The organism is Lentibacillus sp. L22 (assembly GCF_040812445.1).
Lineage (GTDB): Bacteria > Bacillota > Bacilli > Bacillales > Amphibacillaceae > Lentibacillus_C > Lentibacillus_C daqui.
On sequence record NZ_JBFNXI010000009.1, the window covers coordinates 22,878 to 43,095 of the forward strand.

Genomic DNA, 20,218 nt, shown 5'->3' on the forward strand with positions numbered 1-20,218 from the left:
CCATCCTGGATTCGCTATAATAGTAAGCAACAAGTACTTTTTCTCCGTCACCGCATTCTTGCACTGTTTCAAAGTCTGTACAAATCATACTTTATTTCTTCGTACGTGTCAATGATGTTTATTTCAACTTATCCAACTGGTTTAAAAACTTTTTTGATTTTATGTAATATCCACCATAATGGTCATAATATGCATCAAGTATTTGCCGCAATTTGGCAATGTTTTCGTCTTTCATGGTAATCGTACCTATACGCTCAAGTCCCACACTGGCAAACAAATGTAACAATCGTGCAAGCAAATCGGAAATTGAAAAAGCAAGCTGATCCAAATGCATACATCGCTTGCATAATAGTCCGCCTTCAGCGACAGAAAAAGAAAAAGGTTTCTCGGTACTGCCACAGTTTACACAATGATGAACAATTGGTGCAAAACCGCCTTTTTGAAATAATTTCATTTCATACATCATGACTGGAATATCATAGGACACATTTTCAGCAATCCAGTCCATTGTTAAAAGAAGTTGATCATAAATAAACCGGTCAGGGGATTTTTCATCTATTAATTTATCGGTTAGTTCAAGGATATATGCTGCATAAGCCGTTTTGATGATGTCTTCGCGGATCGGACGTAATGAATAGATGATTTCTCCTTGTTGAATCGTGCTTAACCCAGAGTGTACATAAACTAAAAATTCTCCATAAATGAATGGCTGCGTAACAGCAGCCATTCTACTTTTCGGTTTTTTTGCTCCTTTGGCAATCGCGGCAAATTTGCCGATTTTCTTACTAAATATTGTAACGATTTTATGTGTTTCGCCATAATCTTGTGTTTTGATTACGATGCCTTCAATTTTTTCCAGCACATGTTTCACCTTTCTTTGGCAAAATCTAATGTAAAGTGGTTAAAAATGGTATGTGCTACAATTTTGTATCAAGATGTGACAGCTCTTCTTCATGTTGTTGCAATTGACCTTTAACATTTGGTTCTTTCTCCAGCTCTTTCAATAACAAATAGGTTTCAACGTTCCCCGTTTGACTAAATAATTTCCATGTAAAGTCGATCACAAGAAACCCCTACCTTTCTTTATAGCGTTTGAACCTCACTATTAGAATGACCACAAGGCATGAAAGAATGAGTTATAATTTTTACCATGTTTAGAGGATGTTCAAAAAGTCCGGTAAAAATGACGTGCCCCTGCAAAAGGGATATGCCGGCGCCTGAGCGCAAAGCCCGTTTTTAGTCGGCCTTCCTTTGAAGAAGTTCGTTGGCTTGCTTTTCCGCTCCTCATGTACCTTCTATGTACACTCCGGTGCTCAAAGCTACGCCGCCTTGAACTTCTCGGTCCTTTTTATCCTCCTTTTGAACATGCACTTAATATTCATCTTCCCGAAAACCTAACTCTCGAAGCTGATTTTGCCTGTTGCGCCAATCTTTTTCCACCTTTATCCAAAGATCCAGATATACCCTTGTTCCGAGCAAGGGCTCAATATCCGCTCGCGCCCTTTTTCCAATTTCCTTCAACATTTTTCCGTGTTTGCCAATTAGAATGCCTTTTTGCGATTTTCGTTCGGTTATTACGGTTGCCTGAATAAAAATGGCATTTGACTCCCGCTTTTCGATATTTTCAATGACAACTGCAATCGAGTGAGGTATTTCCTCTCTTGTTAATTGCAGAACTTTTTCCCGGATCAACTCAGCAATAATAAATCGTTCAGGATGATCTGTAACCTGATCTTCCGGATAATACTGTGGCCCTGCAGGTAAATATGACTTTAATACTTCCAGCAGATGAATGACATTGTTCCCTTGTAAAGCGGATATTGGAATGATTTCTTCAAAGTTGTATTTTCTCCGGTACAGCTCGATTAATGGTAACAGGTCATCTTTTTGGATTAAATCAATTTTATTAATAATTAGAAAGACAGGCTTTTTTACCTGTTGTAGTCGGTCTATAATATATTGATCCCCTCTGCCATACCCTTCTTTGGCATTAATCATAAACAAAACGGCATCTACCTCATTTAATGTGTTTTCTGCCATTTGCACCATAAAATCCCCAAGTCGGTGTTTTGGTTTATGAATTCCCGGTGTATCAATAAAAACAATCTGTGCATCATGTTGTGTTAATACACCCTGAATTTTATTTCGTGTCGTCTGAGCTTTATCACTCATAATAGCTATTTTTTGTCCAATAACATGATTTAAGAATGTTGATTTGCCAACGTTGGGTCGGCCAATTATGGCGATAAACCCCGATTTGAAATCATTTTCCATGTTGTAATCCTCCGGTGTCTTTCGATGTTATTCATTCGTTTAAAAGTTTAAGCGGGCGCCTATACAGCAACCATCTTCAAGTGTTTCTTTTATCTTTGATGTACATCCATAATACTACAAAAACAGCTTACTTTCACATATTCGACAAAAGCTTTAAAAAGTTTTTGTTTTTTGACAGAAAATACATGCATAAAGCAAAAAGAAAACCCCTTTCGTTTTGAAAGAGGTGGTTAAAACAGGCTATATAATTTGGGCAAAAAAATGAGCAAACCAATAATAACGGCCGTAATGGCAGCAATCAAGACGACTCCCGCGGATACATCCTTAATCACCTTTGCTGTCGGATGAATAGCCGGGTTCACATAGTCAAGTAATGTTTCAATCACTGTATTGACCATCTCCATCGCCAGCACAAAACCAATAACCAAGACAATCAGTGCCCATTCCCCGGTTGTTAATTTTAGTAATAAGCCGGTACAAACAACAAGCAGTACGGCAATGATATGAACTCGAAAATTGCGTTCATGTTGCAAAACCTCGATAATTCCATTCCAGGCAAAGCGTAGGCCAATTCCCCGTTTTTTTTTGTTATCGTTCGAGTCCGAATGCATGTAAAATATCCTCTTGCTTTTGGAACATTACTTTTTCCTCTTCCTTTTCCATATGATCATAGCCAAGCAAGTGAAGAAAGCCATGAACTGTTAAAAAGCCAATTTCACGCTGTAGTGAATGATTATAATCAATGGCCTGTTCCTTCGCCCGATCCATTGAAATAACAATGTCTCCAAGTGTAAGTGATATATCTTCCCCAACTATAGGTATTTCTCCTTCCACCGTTTCCTGTAACGCAAAGGAAATCACGTCTGTTGGCTTATCTTGTTGGCGATAATTGCGGTTTAGTTCTTGAATCTCATCGTTGCTGACAAAACTGACGGAAACCTCGGCTTCATGTGGAATACCTTCTTGTTCCGCCGCAAAGTCAAGTAACCTTTGCAACATATCAATCTCATCGCTTGGCACAGCGTTCGTTTCATCATGAAAATCTATATGCATTATACATCCGTCTCCTTTGTTGTAGGATAAAAAACATAAAATTTCAGGTTTTCTTTAGCCCTTGCCTATTCTGACATAAGCAGAAGAGAGTCTAAATTTTCATATCTCCTTAGCTATTGAAAATAAAAACCACTTTCCCGGATCTGCGAAAATATTATTTCACTTGTTCATATGCATCAATAATTCGCTGTACCAATGGGTGCCGTACAACATCAGTCGGATTTAAATACACAAAAGAAATCCCTTTAACAGTTTCTAATAATTGACTTGCCACATGCACACCTGATTTAACCCCTTTAGGTAAATCAATTTGTGTAATATCCCCGGTAATGACCATTTTCGAACCAAACCCCAGCCGTGTAAGAAACATCTTCATTTGTTCCGGGGTAGTATTTTGCGCCTCATCCAGGATAACAAATGCATCGTCCAATGTTCTTCCCCGCATATAAGCAAGTGGAGCGATTTCAATTGTATCCCGTTCGATCAATCGTAATGTATGTTCTGCACCTAAAACATCATGTAATGCGTCATATAAAGGACGAAGATAGGGATCAACCTTTTCTTTTAAATCTCCAGGCAGAAAACCTAAACTTTCCCCAGCCTCTACAGCAGGCCGAGTCAGGATAATCCGCTTGACCTGGCCGTTTTTTAGTGCATGAACAGCCATTACTACTGCCAGATACGTTTTCCCTGTACCCGCCGGACCAATTCCAAATACAAGGTCATTGGATTTGATTGCAGCAACATAACTTTTTTGCCCTAAGGTTTTAACCCGGATGGATTTTCCCTTTACATTTTTTGTGATTTCATCTTCAAATAAAGTCTCCAGTTGATTAATCTTTCCACCCCTGGCCAGTTCCACTGCATAAACAACATCACGTTCGGAAATCGTCAGGCCCTTGCGAATAATTGATAGAAATGTCATTAATATTTCCTTAACCAATTCGACATCTTCACTGGCACCAGATACGCGAATTTGTTCACCCCTGGTAACAATAGATACTGATAATTGCTCTTCAATTTGCTTTAAATTTTTGTCATTTATACCAAACAAGGCCAAGGCCTCATTGGGACTATTAATTTGTAAGTCCGCTGTACTCAGATTCTCTGCCATATTCAATCTCCTTGATTTATAGGTTCTTCTTTGGCGATATTTTCTTCTACTGTAGTGAATAAGGTTATTTTAACTTTACCATTCTCTGTTGACTCATGCAAAATTTTTTGTGAAGTTATTTTTGCATCAGGTCCCAGCCGTAACTGCAATTCATTTTCCCCTTGTTTCAGGCCAATTTTTACTGCTTCTTCCCTCGTTCGCTTCAGTTGGTGAAAATTCTGTTCGTTTAAGGTTGATTCCACAAAATGAACTGGAAGCTTCCACTTGAGGAATTGAATTGGATTATCCGTTTCCTCTTTATGTATATCTTGATAATCCGGATCCCCAAACCCCCAAACCGGTAGTTTCACTTCTCCAAAACGTAAAAAGTATTTTTTCTTGCTATCACCACTAAGCATTTCCACATTTGCTTTTAATGGTACGGTAACGTTTACCTTATACCATGTCTGGGCAATAACCTCACCTTCAGCAGCGATCAGCTTGTTATTAGCTTTTTTATCGTCTTCTTCCTGTTTTGGGTTGTTTTCTGTCTCAAAATCAAGCTCACCTGTCACAAGCAGATCTCCGGGTTCGACATAATCATGCACATGAACCTTTCCAAGGCCTTTTTTAACGAACATATTTTTAATAACGCCTTTTTTTGTTGCGATCAAATTGCGCGGACCTTTCACCTCTTTTTCTTTTACGATTGCCTTTTCAACACCTTCCAGAAAGTAGGTTGTCCCCTTTTTGTTCACACCAACCCAAAGGAGTTCAGGAATGTCATTCACCAATTTCTGCTGAATGACACTTGCTGGTTTCAATGTTAAACTCCATGACCCGGCATGAATGCCATACGCATCCAGCTGCTTGTCAATTTTCTTTTCAATATCTTTTGGCACACCGGTTATCTTTACTTCCCAAATAATATTCGATAGAAAAAAGATTAACAAAACACTTAGTATAAGGCCAAGAACAAGTTCCCGTTTTCGCAAAAACCGCCGCCACAAGAATGGGGACCCTTTTTTCCTGATAAATGATATTTTATAGTCGGTTCCCCGGCGAATTTCTTTGATTAAATGAACATCCTGAAGCCTGATATTGCCTTTGCAAACCTGTTGTGACTCCTTTTCGATATCCCAAATCAATATCCCGCGTTTCACACAGCGTTGAAAGAACAGCTCCGGCATGCTCCCTTTTACCATTATTGTTACATAACCGGTTATAAATGGTCCTTGGATTTGTTTCATGGTCTCCTCCTCCATAGCAACAGTTTAAAACCTTACGCTGGAATAAATTTCACCTCTTCTATTGTTCCTTCAACCAATATTTCTTCCGGAAGCATCATTTTAAGTACAAATGATGATCCCAGAATTTGAATGTAGCCTTTATTCGTTTTTAATTTCAATTCGTTCTCGGAATAAACTGCGAGCCCTTGATGATTTTCAATATAAACGTGTATTTGACCAATCATTGTTATTCTAGGAAGTTCAAGAATGACATCTGATGGGAGTGCTAAATGATTTGTTAGCCATGGTGTAATTTTTTTATACCATTTCACATACAGAGCCCCCTCTCACCATCATGTTTATGAAAAAATAAGCAAGATAAGAACAAAAAAGCCTTCATTAAAAGTAAATTGCTACTTTTAGTGAAGGCTTTTCGTTATTTTCTCCGTTGTGTTGGGATATTGCGATACGCTTTGCGTGCTCTTGGCGGTCCCAAAACCTCCGCCATAATAATCCCATCAATCAATCCTTTACGGTTTAAATTATCCTTGATTTGATTTTTCATGGCCAATTTATTTTCATTAGATTGCTTGGATTTTTTTAATGCATCCTCCAAGTTTAGGTAAATACCCCCACCGTCATCATTACTAGCATTTCGTTTCATCCGTTCCAGCTCATGCATTTGCGAATCAAACTGCTCTTGCATGACAATCGTCGTTGATCCCGGCGAATGATCAGAAGATACCGGTTCAGTCCGTTGCTGTCGGTAATTCCGTTTTGTTGGTGGCGATGCTGTTTTTGGTGTCCGATTGGGCTTTTTATTTGTTTGGTGACCTTTTTTATCTTTAAAAAGACCAATAACCCCGCTGATAATGGCCAGAATGACAAGCAACACTTCCATGTATGCCACCTCTTTTCATGACAGATAAATTACTGTTCATCGTTTTCATCACTGTCATCTTTTGATAATTTTCCAATGGAATCACGCATATCGGTATCGGCATCAATGTTTTTGTAATTCATGTAATCCATTACTCCCAAATTGCCGGAGCGCAATGCTTCTGCAAGTGCACGTGGAACATCAGCTTCTGCCTCGACAACTTTTGCACGCATTTCTTGTACGTTGGCAACCATTTCTTGTTCAAGCGCAACAGCCATGGCCCGGCGTTCTTCCGCTTTTGCCTGGGCAACATTTTTATCTGCTTCTGCCTGATCCGTTTGCAGAATTGCACCGATATTCTTACCAATATCAATATCTGCCATATCAATGGACAAAATTTCAAATGCAGTACCAGCATCAAGCCCGCGGTTCAACACATTATGGGAAATCGAATCCGGGTTCTCCAATACTTTCGCATGCGTTTCCGAGCTACCAATTGTACTAACAATTCCTTCCCCGACACGAGCGATAACTGTTTCTTCACCGGCACCACCGACAAGCCGGTCAATATTGGCGCGCACGGTGATTCTTGCCTTTGCTTTTACCTCAATCCCGTCAATGGCAATCCCAGATATAAATGGGGTCTCGATCACCTTTGGATTAACACTCATTTGAACAGCTTCCAGAACATCGCGCCCAGCTAAATCAATTGCTGCACAGCGTTCAAACGACAATTGAATATTAGCACGGTGGGCAGCGATTAAGGCATTAACCACCCGATCAACATTACCACCGGCCAGATAGTGACTTTCCAGCTGATTTGTCTGTACATTTAACCCAGCTTTATATGCTTTAATTAACGGATTGATCACTCTTGATGGCACAACTCTGCGCAAACGCATTCCAACCAGGGTAAAGATGCCAACCTTGACACCTGCCGCCAGTGCACTAATCCAAAGCATCACTGGAATAAATGTAAAAAGAACCGCAATTGCAATGATGATGATACCGATGATGATAATCGGCATAATTTGTGTTAATTCCATCTCCTCTTACCTCCCAATATTGAAAAACTAAATTTCTCTAACTACAACACGAACTCCTTCTACCATCACAACTTTAACAGGTTTATCTTTTTCGATAAAACTACCCTCCGAGACGACATCAATTCGTTCGTCATCAAAAATGGCTGCCCCGGATGGTCGTAATGGTGTAGTCGTAATCCCTTCTAAACCAATTAATTCCAGCCTGTTAGTGGAGGATACATAGCCTTGTTCCGACGTGGTCCGGTCACGTAAAATAATATGCCGAAAGAAACCTTTTTCAAGTCCAATGATTTTAAACAAAATAATGGAAACAACAATGGCAACAGCCAATGCAATACTAACGCTTAAAGCCATATGTCCAAGATCTTCGCCGGATAAAAATAAGGATCCGAGAATCGAAGCAACACCCAATAATCCGACAATTCCACCCGGGACAAAAAACTCCGTGATAATTAAAATAATTCCCAAAACAAGCAAAATAATTGCCTCATGACCAGCCAGACCTGCAACAATGTGGCCATAGAAGAACAGGATAAGCGATAATAACCCCATAATTCCTGGTATCCCAAATCCCGGCGAATACAATTCCACAATCAGTCCAATACTTGCGATAGACAGTAAGATAGGAACAACGACTGGATTTGTCAAAAATCTGGCTAATTCCTCCGAGAAAGTTGGTGTCACTTCCTGAACGGCTGCATTTGTCAAGTCAAGTTCATGCAACAAATTTGTTCGACTTTTGACGATTCCTTCAGAATAACTAACGTTGACCGCTGTTTTTGCATCGAGGGTCAAAAATTCTCCCTTTGGAGCACCATACTCAGGTAAATCTATCTCTGGATCAGCCATAGCCTTGGCATAAATCGGATCGCGACCTTTTGATTCGGCTGCACCTTTCATCGCCGAAAGCCATGCAGATTGCGCTTTTTTATCTGCAGCCGTTCCATCTTCATTAATTACACCGCTTGCACCCATTGTAGCATGTGGCCGCATATAAATGGTGTCCATATTCAAGGCAATATAGGAACCGGCTGATAACGCCTGATTGACGATGTAAGCAGTTGTCGGTATTTTCAAGTCCTGCATTAAAGTGGCAATTTGTCCCGCAGCATCGACCCGACCCCCAGGTGTATCAATTTCAAAGATAATGTGGTCGGCCTCAGCCTCTTCAGCCTCTTTAATAGCCCTGATCAAAAAAGAAGCCAGACCCTTTTCTACCTCCTTTTCAATGGGGATCACATAAACAAGTTTTTCGTTTCCATTTTCTTTTTGTGCCTGGGCTGTCTGCATACCTGGTACGGAAAAAAAGATAGCAACTAGACCAATCAGCAAATATGACACCAGCCTGCTTTGTGTCACAACCTATCTCCCCCCTTTTTCCCACCATCATTTACTATTACGATTCACTCACAATTTTGTTTCAGGAATATTATTTAAATTGTATCACATGTATTAGGGACTTCGGTATGGATAAAATGAGAAAATCACTAAATCATCTTCCGTAAAAAAAGGCCTTTGTCTAAATTTGACAAAGACCTTTCATTTCTGTAAATCATGACAGATAATCAGCCTAAATGTTTTTGTACAAGCTGGTTCACTTTTGCACCATCTGCCTTGCCTTTTACTTTCGGCATAATAGCGCTCATTACTTTACCCATATCTTTTTTTGATGTTGCATTAACTTCCTGAATTGTCGATTGAACGATTGCCTCAAGCTCATCATCCGAGAGCTGCTTAGGCATATATTCCTGTATCATTTCAATTTCCGTTTCAAGTTTTCCAACAAGATCATCGCGTCCAGCTGATTTAAATTCTTGGAGGGAATCTTTTCGTTGCTTTAACTCTCTTGACAAAATGGTTAATTCTTCGTCCTCAGAAAGTTGATCTTTACTAAGTTTAATTGATTCATTTTGTAATGAAGCTTTGATCATTCGGATAACACTTAGCTTCTCCTTATCTTTCTGCTTCATTGCTTGTTTTAAATCCTGATTCAACTGTTCAATTAATGACATGGTTGGCCACCCTCTTTAGAACTTACGCTTTCTAGCAGCTTCAGATTTCTTTTTACGCCGAACGCTTGGCTTTTCATAGAATTCACGCTTGCGATATTCTGAGAGTGTACCACTTTTTGATACACTACGTTTAAAGCGACGAAGAGCATCCTCGAGAGACTCGTTTTTACGAACGCGAGTTGTATTTGACATGCTAATTTCCCCTCCCTCCGAAGCATAAAACAGATTGTACAGGCACATGTTGCATAAGTAAATCTTAAGAGATCATTTAACATACCCTTTATACATGCCTTGTTAAATTATAATATAACCAAATCCAGAGGTCAACTCATTCACCAATTTTATCGGGGTAAAACTTTTTCGTTTCCTTCAAACATCGGATTCAGCAATAATATCGACTCCGGCACTGGCACCAATTCGTGTCGCTCCTGCAGAAATCATCGCCTTTGTTGTCTTAGCATCACGCACACCACCTGAAGCCTTGACCCCCATTTCAGTACCGACCGTTTCCCGCATTAATTGAATATCCTCAATAGTTGCTCCTCCACCCGAAAACCCGGTGGAAGTCTTGACAAAATCGGCTCCTGCAGATTTTGCCAAGTTACATGCCCGTACCTTTTCATCGTGATTTAGTAATGCGGTTTCGATAATAACTTTGACAAGTGCTTTCCCTTTTGCAGCAGAAACAACCGCTTCGATATCTTGTTTAACAATCTGGTCATGATTGGACTTCAATTCACCAATATTAATGACCATGTCCACTTCCGTCGCACCATTTTGTATAGCTTGTTTCGTTTCAAATACCTTTGTTTCAGTTGTTGTTGCACCCAATGGGAATCCAATCACCGTGCATACTTTTACGTCTGTCTCCCGCAGTTGTTCATAACAATACGGCACCCAATAGGGGTTGACACAAACTGATGCAAATTGATACTTGCGTGCTTCCTCGACAACCTGTTGCATTTTCTCTGCGGTGGTATCTGGTTTTAATTGGGTATGGTCAATATATTTGGCCAATTCTTTTCCCATAAAATGATCCTTCCTTTCCTTAAAACTTAAGAAGACACACGAATTGGATGGTTAGTCGCATCATCCATTACCCTGACAAACATGCCTTCATTATACGGATATCCCGATTTTGTTATCTTCACCCGTACTATTTTACCAATCAGATCCTGACTGCCGGTAAATACCACTTTCAGATAATTATCGGTATAACCGACAAGCAAATCGGGATTATTTTTGTCCGGCATACGTTCTTCAGGAATCACTTCCAGGACCTCATCCTCATAATCAGAAGCATATTCTTTTGCCAATTGATTGGATAATTCGATCATCCGCTGCACCCGATCATTCTTAACATCCTCATCAACCTGATCCTGCATACGGGCTGCAGGTGTCCCTGTCCGTCTGGAGAAAGGAAATACATGCAGTTCAGAATAACCAACTTCTTTAATAAAATCGTAAGTTTCCATAAACTCCTCTTCTGTTTCTCCTGGAAAGCCAACAATAACATCTGATGTAATCGCTAGACCTGGTAAGGCTTTGCGAATTTTATCCACTTTTTCCTTATAATACGAACTGGAATATTTCCGGCGCATCCGTTTTAACACGGCATCAGATCCGGATTGTAATGGAATGTGCAGATGACGGACAATTTTCTTTGACTTGTCCAATACACTGATTACCTCGTCCGTGATTTGACTTGCCTCAATCGAAGAAATCCGGATTCGTTTTAATCCATCTACCTTCGTCTCCAATTCCTGTAAGAGTTTGGCAAAATTATAATCGTTCATGTCCTCACCGTATCCGGCTGTATGAATACCAGTTAAAACAATCTCTTTATACCCCGCGTCAACCAGCTGTTGCGCCTGGTGAAGTACATCTTCGGGTTTCCGGGAACGGAGTAAACCACGTGACCATGGAATAATGCAGAACGTGCAGAAATTATTGCATCCTTCCTGAATTTTCAGCGATGCTCGCGTTCTGTCCGTAAATGCCGGAACATCCATTTCTTCAAACACACGATTTTTCATGATGTTGGTTACCCCATTTATCGGTTCGCGCGTTTTCTGATGTTCCTCAATATAATCAATCATTTTTTTTCGGTTTTGTGTGCCAACTATGACATCTACCCCAGGTATCTCCATAATTTCCCCTGGTGATGTTTGTGCATAGCAACCAGTTACACATACAACCGCTTCAGGGTTTTTTCTGACGGCACGACGAATAACCTGTCTGCTTTTTTTGTCACCCGTGTTGGTTACGGTACATGTGTTAATGACATAAACGTCTGATTGGCGATCAAAATCAACCCGTTCATAGCCGTTTTCTTTAAACATGTTCCAAATTCCTTCTGTTTCATAATGATTCACTTTACAGCCCAATGTATGAAAGGCTACTGTTGGCATTATTTACACCCCAATTCTTCTAAATGATATGACATACTTGCTAAAACATATAATGAAGCCGTTTCTGTCCGTAAAATACGCGGGCCTAACCGAACCGGAGAGAAACCATTTGTTTTTAAAACCGCTGCTTCCCCATCTGAAAAACCGCCTTCAGGGCCAATACAAACGAGAATACGCTGGTTGGGTTCCATTTGCTTAACGATGTTGGCAAACGACTGGTAATCATCCGTTTTCGCTTCTTCTTCAAACGGAAAAAGCAACACATCGTAATGATGACTTAATTCGACAAGTCCATTCATATTCACTAGCGCATGAATTTCGGGAATTCGGTTTCGATGGCTTTGTTCGCTTGCTTCTTTCACAATTTTTGCGAATCGCTGATACTTTTTTTTAGCTTTTTTCTTGTCCCATATAACGATTGAACGCTCAGATTGAAATGGTATAAATCCAGCTGCGCCTAATTCTGTGCCTTTTTGCAAAATCAGGTCGAACTTATCCCCTTTAGGCAGCCCCTGCGCAATGGTTACGTGAACAGGAAGCTCTGCAGATTCATCAAGCCATTCTATGATATCTGCTACTACTGTATCATGATCTTGCGGGTGGATTATACAAATTGCTGCTTGTCCATCCGGGTGATTGCATATTATTTTATCGCCATCACGAAACCGCATCACTCTTAACATATGATGGACATCATCACCGGTAATTATTACCGTATTATCCCGCCAATTGCTCTTGGGGATAAAATAACGCTGCATGCAAACCACCTTCTTCTCCATCATATCTACTTCTTCGCCACAATCAAGACCCAATCTTCCATCTCGTTTATTTCCAATATCGTAAAGCCATTGTCTATTAACTGATCCTTCACCATTTGTTTTTTTGGTTGAATAATACCCGATGTAATAAACAGGCCACCTTCCTTTAAATTACGCCAGGCGTCAGGAATAAACCGAACAATAATTTCAGCTAGAATGTTGGAAACAATAACATCTGCCTGTTTATTAACATGATCCAACAAGTTATTTTGCTTTGTTTCGATCTGCGAATCAAGTTTATTCAATTTGGCATTCATTTTTGTACTTTTTACCGCAACCTCATCCAAATCATAGGCAAATACCTGATTTGCACCAAGTTTTACGGAAGCTATACTCAATACTCCTGATCCACAACCAACATCTATCACCAGATCACCGTTACTTATATATTGTTCCAGGGCCTGCATACTTAATACCGTTGTCGGGTGTGTACCAGTGCCAAATGCCATGCCAGGATCCAGTTCAATGATTAATTCATCACTGGATACAGCCTGATAATCTTCCCATGTCGGGGTTATGGTAATTCTTTTGGATATTTTAACAGGCTTATAATATTTCTTCCAGGCGGTTGCCCATTCTTCTTCTTTTACCTCACTTAAGGTAACCTGGTTACGACCTAAATCTATATCATAGATCAGTAAATTATTAATGGCTTGCTTGATTTCATCTACCGTATCACCTATAAAGCTATTAACGGGTAAGTAGGCTTTAATATATACACCTTCTTCAGGATATTCATCGGGATTCAACTCGTATATTTCCCCAAATTCATTTTCCTTCACCTTTACCAAGTCCAGTGGGTCTTCAATCACGACACCACTTGCCCCGTTTTCATGAAGAATGTTCGATATTGGTTCAATTGCTTCATTTGTTGTATGAACACATATTTCCGACCACTTCAATCCATCCACCCATTTCTTGAACAAATGCAGCTGTCAGACACCAAGCATCCCAGAGATAATCTGCATGTGTTCTCTTTTTTTACTATGTAAATGGCACCCGTCTTCAGGGCACCATTAAAAAACATGATTAATCACCTTTAAAGGCTTTTTTAAAACGTTGAAAGAAAGAGTCATCTTGTTCCTCTGTTGCATCATTTCCACCAATCTCGTTAAATTCACGAAGCAGTTCTTTCTGGCGGTCGGTTAACTTTTGTGGTGTAACGATGCGGACTTTAACATGCTGATCACCGTATCCGTAGCCGCGAACATTGGGCGCTCCCTTTCCTTTGAGCCGGAACGTTTTACCTGTTTGCGTACCCGCTGGGATTTTCAGCATCACTTTACCATGAACGGTTGGAACTTCCACTTCGTCCCCAAGCGCCGCCTGTGTAAAGGTTACGGGTAGTTCACAAAAAATATGGTCGCCTTCGCGCTCAAAGAACTCATGGGCTTTAACCCGGACAACGACGTAAAGATCACCGGCAGGGCCACCATTAACGCCAGGTTCGCCTTTTCCGGCTACACGGATTTGCTGTCCCTCATCAATACCAGCCGGAATCGATATATGAATTTTCTTCTGTTTTTTTACTGTACCTTTACCACCACAGGTACGGCATTTTTCAGGAATAATTTTACCTGTTCCATTACAATAATGACAAACCCGGCGATTTACTACCTTACCAAATGGTGTAGTTTGTTCCGTGTTCAATTGGCCGGAACCGTGACAATGTGAACACGTTTCAGTTTTTGTACCAGGCTTTGCCCCCGATCCATGGCAAGTTTCACATGTCTCATCTTTTGGAATGCGAATATCAGTTTCTTTTCCGAAAATAGCTTCTTCAAAATCAAGTGTTATCGTATACTGTAAGTCCGCACCTTGTTGTGGGGCATTCGGGTCACGACTGCGACCGCCACCACCAAAGAACATGTCAAAAATATCACCAAAGCCACCGAAGTCCTGTGCACCGCCAAACCCGCCGAATCCTTGACTCTGTGCACCAGCGTGGCCAAACTGATCATACTGTGCCCGTTTTTGCTCATCATTTAAAACTTCATATGCTTCTTTAACTTCCTTAAATTTATCCGCAGCACCCTCTTCTTTGTTCACATCAGGGTGATATTTTCTCGCCAATTTGCGGTAGGCTTTTTTAATATCATCTTTTGAAGCGTCTTTACTTACACCTAACACGTCATAATAATCACGCTTACTCACTTGTTAATCACTCCCCGAATCACTTCTTGCATAGGTTTTATCTTACCATCAACTGCAAGATAATAGCAAATAAGAAAAGTCAAAGCCACGGATCCTGACTTTGACTTTTCCTGGGTCTGGGTTAGCTCTCATTCGAGGTTCAGGATATGGAACCATCGAGCTCCCTCTTTTCACTTATTTCTTATCTTCATCGTCGTCTACTTCTTTATAGTCAGCATCAACGACATCGTCATCGGATTTTTGACTTTCTTCCTGACCTTGACCAGCCTGTTGTTGATCTTGTTGCATTTGTTCGTACAATTTGACTGATAACTGTTGCACCTGTTCTTGCAGAGCATCTTTCTTTTCCTTGATTTGGTCGATATCATCAGATTCTATTGCTTTTTTCAATTCGTCTTTGGCAGTTTCCGCTTTTTGCTTCTCGTCATCAGATACTTTATCACCAAGGTCTTTGATTGTTTTATCCGTCGTAAAGATTAACTGGTCTGCTTCATTGCGGATATCCACTTCTTCCCGGCGTTTTTTGTCCGCTTCTGCGTTTTCTTCCGCTTCTTTAACCATCCGATCGACTTCCTCATCAGACAGACCAGATGAGGATTTAATTGTAATCGACTGCTCTTTGTTTGTCCCCATATCCTTCGCCCGGACATTAACAATCCCGTTCGCATCGATGTCAAAGGATACTTCAATTTGCGGTACCCCTCTTGGTGCAGGTGGAATATCAGTCAATTGGAAGCGGCCAAGTGTTTTGTTGTCTTGTGCCATTTCCCGCTCACCCTGCAGGACATGGATATCAACCGCTGTTTGATTATCGGCAGCAGTAGAGAATACTTGTGAATGACTGGTTGGAATGGTAGTATTACGCTCGATTAATTTAGTGAATACGCCACCCATTGTTTCGATCCCTAATGATAATGGAGTAACATCTAATAACAGTACATCTTTTACGTCACCTTGAAGTACGCCACCTTGAATTGCTGCACCAAGAGCAACCACTTCATCAGGGTTCACGCCTTTTGATGGTTCTTTACCGGTTTCCCGTTTGATGGCTTCCTGAACCGCTGGAATACGTGTTGAACCACCAACAAGGATAACTTTATGAATATCACTAGCGGAAAGGTCGGCATCTCTTAGCGCTTTTCTGGTTGGTATCATGGTGCGCTCAACCAAATCAGATGATAATTCATCAAATTTCGCGCGGGACAAGCTCATTTCCAAATGCAATGGACCAGCATCTCCTGCTGTAATAAATGGCAGGGAAATTTGTGTTTGCGTTACACCTGACAATTCCTTTTTCGCTTTCTCGGCTGCATCTTTCAAACGTTGCATGGCCATTTTGTCTTTGGATAGATCAATGCCATTTTCTTTTTTGAATTCTTGTACCAGATGATCAATGATAACTTTGTCAAAATCATCTCCGCCAAGACGGTTGTCTCCAGCTGTTGCCACAACTTCAAATGTACCATCACCGATATCCAGGATGGACACGTCAAATGTACCCCCGCCCAAGTCATAGACAAGGATAGTTTGATCCTGATCATCTTTGTCAATACCATATGCCAAAGCAGCAGCAGTTGGTTCATTAATAATTCGTTCTACTTCCAGACCGGCAATTTTACCAGCGTCCTTTGTAGCTTGACGTTCTGCATCATTAAAATAGGCAGGTACAGTGATAACCGCTTTATCAACAGTTTCGCCCAAATAATCTTCAGCATATGATTTAATATGCTGCAGGATAATAGCCGATACTTCCTGTGGTGTATAATCTTTATCGTCAATTTTCACCTTATAATCTGTACCCATATGACGTTTGATCGATTGAATAGTGTTTGGGTTGGTAATCGCTTGACGTTTAGCTACTTCACCAACCTGGCGTTCCCCATTTTTAAAGGCTACAACAGAAGGAGTTGTCCGGTTTCCTTCAGGATTAGGAATCACGACTGCTTCTTTGCCTTCCATTACTGATACACATGAATTGGTTGTTCCTAAGTCAATTCCGATTATTTTGCTCATAATCGATTTCCTCCTTTACTGCTCATCTGTTATTGATTTACTTTTACCATTGCTGGTCTGATTACCCGATCTTTTAGCATGTATCCTTTTTGTAATTCTTCTACGACACTGCCTGCTTCCAGCTCAGGATCTTCTATTTGCATAACCGCGTGATGCACATTTGGATCAAAAGGCTTGCCAACTGCTTCAATTTCCTCAACACCTTGACTCTTCAAGGCATCCTTCAGCTGGTTATAAACCATTTCGATTCCTTCGACAAAACTTTTATTAGCTTCCGTCACTTCCTCATTAAGTGCACGTTCAAAATTATCAAGCGCAGGTAATAATTCACTCACCAAATCCTGTGCTTTATATTTACGGTCTTTTTCCCGTTCTTTTTGCGTACGCTTTTTAAAGTTCTCAAATTCTGCCTGGCTTCGTAGCACCCTCTGATACATATCCTCTTTTTCTTGTTTTAAACTGGCAATCTCTTCCTTTAATGATTCCATTACACTTTCATCAGAGTCCAGGGTTTGTTCTTCGTCATTTGTTTCTTCATCTAGGATTTCAGTTTCCGGTTCTGTTTCAGTAAATTCATTTGTATCAGCCGTTTCCTTGTTTTGTTCTGTCACCATAGCCACCTCCTATTTACATACCACGTAAGACTATACCATGAAAGGTTACGCAATTAAAAGTACAAAGGCGCAAGCGTCCGGTTAGCGACGTACAAACTGCGCCCGTGCAACACGGGTGGTTCGGCGTTGCCGCGCAAAGCGGCGTTTTTAGCCGAACATCCTTACCCACGAACTGATGCTAGTCACTGGACGCTGGAGCCGGACGGGGCCTCCTTAGTATAATCTTAATATAGCTGTGAATTTTATACCTTCTTAACCTTTAAAAAACCGTGTGTCATTCAGACGTTAATCATTATTTTTGTACCACGTATATAGTGCATCGCTCATCTCGGTAGATAACACATCCAACAAGTTAATGACTCTTTTGTATTGCATCCGGGTCGGTCCAAGCAGGGCAATCGTACCCATCTGTTCATCGCCAAAATGATAGGTTGCAGTAATTAGGCTCAAATCCTTAATTGCTTCCACCTTGTTTTCGTGACCAATCGAAACTTTAATCCCGTCTTTCTTCGTTTTCAGAAGGTTGGCGATTTCCTCTTCCTTTTCCATCATGGCATAAAAAGAACGAACTTTTTCAACATCTTTGAATTCCGGCTGCATTAACATATTGGCCATCCCGCCGATATATAATTTGGCTTGATGTTCATTGGAAAAAGCAGCCTTTATATAATCATAGGATTTTTCAAAGTCACTAACATACAGTTTCATGAGTTCCATTACTTCTGTATTCAATTTTTCCGGTAACTCGATAATCGGTACCCCAGACAATCGATCGTTCAAGATATTTACCATTTTTTCAAGGTCAGCCGGATCCAACACTTTGGGGATGGAAAACGTATGATGATCCACATGACCGTTATTTGTTATTAAAATGGCCACAGCGGTTTGCGGTGCCAAGGGAACAATCTGAATTTGATTTAATGTCGTTTCAAAAATTTCAGGGCCCAATATGATGGACGTATAGTTTGTTAAATCAGAAAGTACCTCAACACATTTTTGTACAAGCTTTTCAAACTCGAAAAAGCCATCATGCATAATCTGTCGAATGACAGTGACATCTTCTAAAGGTTTTTGCATTGTTAACAAATTGTCTACATAAAAACGATACCCTTTTTCAGAAGGGACCCGTCCGGAAGAAGAATGTGTCTTTTCCAAAAAGCCCATTTCCTCCAAGTCTGCCATGACATTCCTAACAGTTGCAGGACTGTAGGAAATATTCTTTTTTTTGGAGATTGCACGTGACCCAACTGGCTGTGCTGTCTGGATGAAATCATCAACAATGACTTGTAGAATTAACTTCTGCCTTTCAGTTAACATGATGATCACCTCTGTTAGCACTCTCTTGTTCCGAGTGCTAATTCTATTATTAAATTATCAAATCACCTTTTTTTTGTCAATAAAGATGAACCAGATCGTCATCGTCTAATAAAAACTTTTCAAATACTTCATTACCAAACAATAAGCCTTGATCGGTTAACCGGATGCGATCACCATCATCTGCCAGCCACCCTTTTTGTATCAGCTGGTTGATCTCTGTTTGGTAGAGCGTGTCCATTTCCAGTCCAAGTTTTTCCCGGAAGATATGCCTTGAAATCCCGGCAAGTTTCCTCAAACCTAGGAACATCTGCTCCTCAATTCGTTCTTTTAAACCGATTGTTTCCGTATTTAATACCGGATTGCCATCTTTCATGGCTTGTTTTACATATGCTGGAAGCGGCCGGATATTGCCAGTTCGTTTACCGGGTAAATACCCATGGGCGCCCGCACCAAAACCATAATAGTATTCATTGTTCCAATACGTTAAATTGTGTCTGCTTTCAAAGCCCGGCTTGGCAAAATTACTAATTTCATATTGCAAGACACCATTGTCACGCATGGTTTTCTGCAGCAGTTCATACATGACTACCTCGGTTTCCTGTGGTACACGATGCAATTTCCCTTTTTTATAACGTTGATAAAATACGGTTTTGGGTTCAATTTGCAGGGCATATGTGGAATAATGCGGCAGCTGAAACTGAATCGCTTCATTAACTGTGTGACGAAAATCTTCAATGGTTTGGTTTGGTAATGCATAGATTAAATCAATGCTGATATTAAAAATCCCCTGTTGGTGAAGCAGATCAATAGTACGATAAACATCTTTTACCCGATGCAAGCGACCAAGTTCCTGAAGCATCGCATCATCAAAAACCTGTACACCAAGTGACACCCGGTTAACCCCATAATCCTTTAAAAGTTTGATTTTTTCGCTGTTAAAATCACCAGGATTTGCCTCAATCGTAAATTCCTCACAATTTGATACGACGAATTTTTTATTGATCAGTTCCATCAATGCTCGCAATTGTCTCAAGTTTAAGGCAGTCGGTGTACCGCCTCCAATAAAAATCGTTTTTACATGCTTATGTTTCCCCTTAATTTGGGTATTTATTTCATTGGCTAACGCTTCGATATACCTGTCTCCCCGCTTTTCGTTATAAATAATCTTCGCAAAGTCGCAATAATGACAGATTTGCTGACAGAATGGAATATGAATATAGACCGATTGAACGCGTGGATCCATGTTTTCTCACCCTTTTCGTAAAGCTCTTTTCGTTGTCTTCCCATTTGTACAGAAATAGGGG

Annotated in this window: 22 protein-coding genes and 1 other annotated feature (1 of these 23 running past the window's edge); all 22 genes read right to left on the reverse strand. The window is 40.5% G+C overall.

The genetic code is table 11. From position 1 onward, the window contains the following. Nucleotides 1-60 (reverse strand) — a binding site (T-box leader); it reaches 110 nt to the left of the window's first position. Between the two features lie 58 nt (nucleotides 61-118). After that, complete coding sequence (gene recO / locus ABRT01_RS06390; protein ID WP_367746598.1) at nucleotides 119-862, reverse strand: DNA repair protein RecO; 744 nt, start codon at nucleotides 860-862, stop codon at nucleotides 119-121. A 55-nt stretch (nucleotides 863-917) separates the two neighbouring features. After that, complete coding sequence (locus ABRT01_RS06395) at nucleotides 918-1,064, reverse strand: YqzL family protein (protein ID WP_367746599.1); 147 nt, start codon at nucleotides 1,062-1,064, stop codon at nucleotides 918-920. 307 nt (nucleotides 1,065-1,371) lie between these two features. Beyond that, complete coding sequence (era, locus tag ABRT01_RS06400; protein ID WP_367746600.1) at nucleotides 1,372-2,274, reverse strand: GTPase Era; 903 nt, start codon at nucleotides 2,272-2,274, stop codon at nucleotides 1,372-1,374. A gap of 230 nt (nucleotides 2,275-2,504) precedes the next feature. Next, on the reverse strand, nucleotides 2,505-2,885 hold the full coding sequence (locus ABRT01_RS06405; RefSeq protein ID WP_269412166.1) for a diacylglycerol kinase family protein: 381 nt from the start codon (nucleotides 2,883-2,885) through the stop codon (nucleotides 2,505-2,507). Then, nucleotides 2,863-3,327 (reverse strand): rRNA maturation RNase YbeY, encoded by a 465-nt coding sequence (gene ybeY / locus ABRT01_RS06410; protein ID WP_367746601.1) that lies wholly within the window; start codon nucleotides 3,325-3,327, stop codon nucleotides 2,863-2,865. Before ybeY ends, ABRT01_RS06405 begins: the two co-directional genes overlap by 23 nt. Nucleotides 3,328-3,481: 154 nt before the next feature. Continuing rightward, complete coding sequence (locus ABRT01_RS06415) at nucleotides 3,482-4,441, reverse strand: PhoH family protein (protein ID WP_367746602.1); 960 nt, start codon at nucleotides 4,439-4,441, stop codon at nucleotides 3,482-3,484. Nucleotides 4,442-4,443: 2 nt separating this feature from the next. Further along, nucleotides 4,444-5,670, reverse strand: coding sequence for a sporulation protein YqfD (yqfD, locus tag ABRT01_RS06420; protein ID WP_269412162.1), 1,227 nt, complete (start codon nucleotides 5,668-5,670; stop codon nucleotides 4,444-4,446). A 32-nt stretch (nucleotides 5,671-5,702) separates the two neighbouring features. After that, nucleotides 5,703-5,981 carry a sporulation protein YqfC gene (gene yqfC, locus ABRT01_RS06425; RefSeq protein ID WP_439649442.1) on the reverse strand — a complete coding sequence of 93 codons (279 nt, stop codon included), beginning with the start codon at nucleotides 5,979-5,981 and terminating at the stop codon, nucleotides 5,703-5,705. Between the two features lie 104 nt (nucleotides 5,982-6,085). Then, entirely contained in the window at nucleotides 6,086-6,550 is a 465-nt protein-coding gene (locus ABRT01_RS06430) for a hypothetical protein (RefSeq protein WP_367746603.1), read from the reverse strand. Between the two features lie 29 nt (nucleotides 6,551-6,579). Further along, entirely contained in the window at nucleotides 6,580-7,575 is a 996-nt protein-coding gene (gene floA / locus ABRT01_RS06435; RefSeq protein ID WP_367746604.1) for a flotillin-like protein FloA, read from the reverse strand. A gap of 27 nt (nucleotides 7,576-7,602) precedes the next feature. Beyond that, the gene (locus ABRT01_RS06440; RefSeq protein ID WP_483101562.1) at nucleotides 7,603-8,934 is read right to left on the reverse strand and encodes an NfeD family protein; all 1,332 of its coding nucleotides are present in this window, start codon (nucleotides 8,932-8,934) and stop codon (nucleotides 7,603-7,605) included. A gap of 206 nt (nucleotides 8,935-9,140) precedes the next feature. After that, nucleotides 9,141-9,587, reverse strand: coding sequence for a GatB/YqeY domain-containing protein (locus ABRT01_RS06445; RefSeq protein WP_367746605.1), 447 nt, complete (start codon nucleotides 9,585-9,587; stop codon nucleotides 9,141-9,143). Nucleotides 9,588-9,602: 15 nt separating this feature from the next. Beyond that, nucleotides 9,603-9,779, reverse strand: coding sequence for a 30S ribosomal protein S21 (gene rpsU, locus ABRT01_RS06450; RefSeq protein WP_018931586.1), 177 nt, complete (start codon nucleotides 9,777-9,779; stop codon nucleotides 9,603-9,605). Nucleotides 9,780-9,956: 177 nt separating this feature from the next. Continuing rightward, the gene (gene deoC / locus ABRT01_RS06455; protein ID WP_367746607.1) at nucleotides 9,957-10,616 is read right to left on the reverse strand and encodes a deoxyribose-phosphate aldolase; all 660 of its coding nucleotides are present in this window, start codon (nucleotides 10,614-10,616) and stop codon (nucleotides 9,957-9,959) included. 26 nt (nucleotides 10,617-10,642) lie between these two features. After that, nucleotides 10,643-11,998, reverse strand: coding sequence for a tRNA (N(6)-L-threonylcarbamoyladenosine(37)-C(2))-methylthiotransferase MtaB (mtaB, locus tag ABRT01_RS06460; RefSeq protein WP_367746608.1), 1,356 nt, complete (start codon nucleotides 11,996-11,998; stop codon nucleotides 10,643-10,645). Next, nucleotides 11,998-12,756, reverse strand: coding sequence for a 16S rRNA (uracil(1498)-N(3))-methyltransferase (locus ABRT01_RS06465; RefSeq protein ID WP_367746683.1), 759 nt, complete (start codon nucleotides 12,754-12,756; stop codon nucleotides 11,998-12,000). The genes mtaB and ABRT01_RS06465 overlap by 1 nt, the downstream gene beginning before the upstream one ends. Nucleotides 12,757-12,782: 26 nt before the next feature. Then, on the reverse strand, nucleotides 12,783-13,718 hold the full coding sequence (gene prmA, locus ABRT01_RS06470) for a 50S ribosomal protein L11 methyltransferase (RefSeq protein ID WP_269412156.1): 936 nt from the start codon (nucleotides 13,716-13,718) through the stop codon (nucleotides 12,783-12,785). Nucleotides 13,719-13,845: 127 nt separating this feature from the next. Continuing rightward, complete coding sequence (dnaJ, locus tag ABRT01_RS06475) at nucleotides 13,846-14,970, reverse strand: molecular chaperone DnaJ (protein WP_367746610.1); 1,125 nt, start codon at nucleotides 14,968-14,970, stop codon at nucleotides 13,846-13,848. Nucleotides 14,971-15,144: 174 nt separating this feature from the next. Continuing rightward, nucleotides 15,145-16,983: a molecular chaperone DnaK gene (dnaK, locus tag ABRT01_RS06480; RefSeq protein ID WP_269412154.1), complete on the reverse strand. Its 1,839-nt coding sequence runs from the start codon at nucleotides 16,981-16,983 to the stop codon at nucleotides 15,145-15,147. A gap of 29 nt (nucleotides 16,984-17,012) precedes the next feature. Continuing rightward, on the reverse strand, nucleotides 17,013-17,597 hold the full coding sequence (gene grpE / locus ABRT01_RS06485; RefSeq protein WP_269412153.1) for a nucleotide exchange factor GrpE: 585 nt from the start codon (nucleotides 17,595-17,597) through the stop codon (nucleotides 17,013-17,015). A 285-nt stretch (nucleotides 17,598-17,882) separates the two neighbouring features. Next, a complete protein-coding gene (gene hrcA / locus ABRT01_RS06490) occupies nucleotides 17,883-18,914 on the reverse strand; it encodes a heat-inducible transcriptional repressor HrcA (RefSeq protein WP_367746611.1) in 1,032 nt (343 codons plus the stop codon). A gap of 76 nt (nucleotides 18,915-18,990) precedes the next feature. After that, nucleotides 18,991-20,157 (reverse strand): radical SAM family heme chaperone HemW, encoded by a 1,167-nt coding sequence (gene hemW / locus ABRT01_RS06495; RefSeq protein ID WP_367746612.1) that lies wholly within the window; start codon nucleotides 20,155-20,157, stop codon nucleotides 18,991-18,993. Between the last annotated feature and the right edge of the window lie 61 nt (nucleotides 20,158-20,218).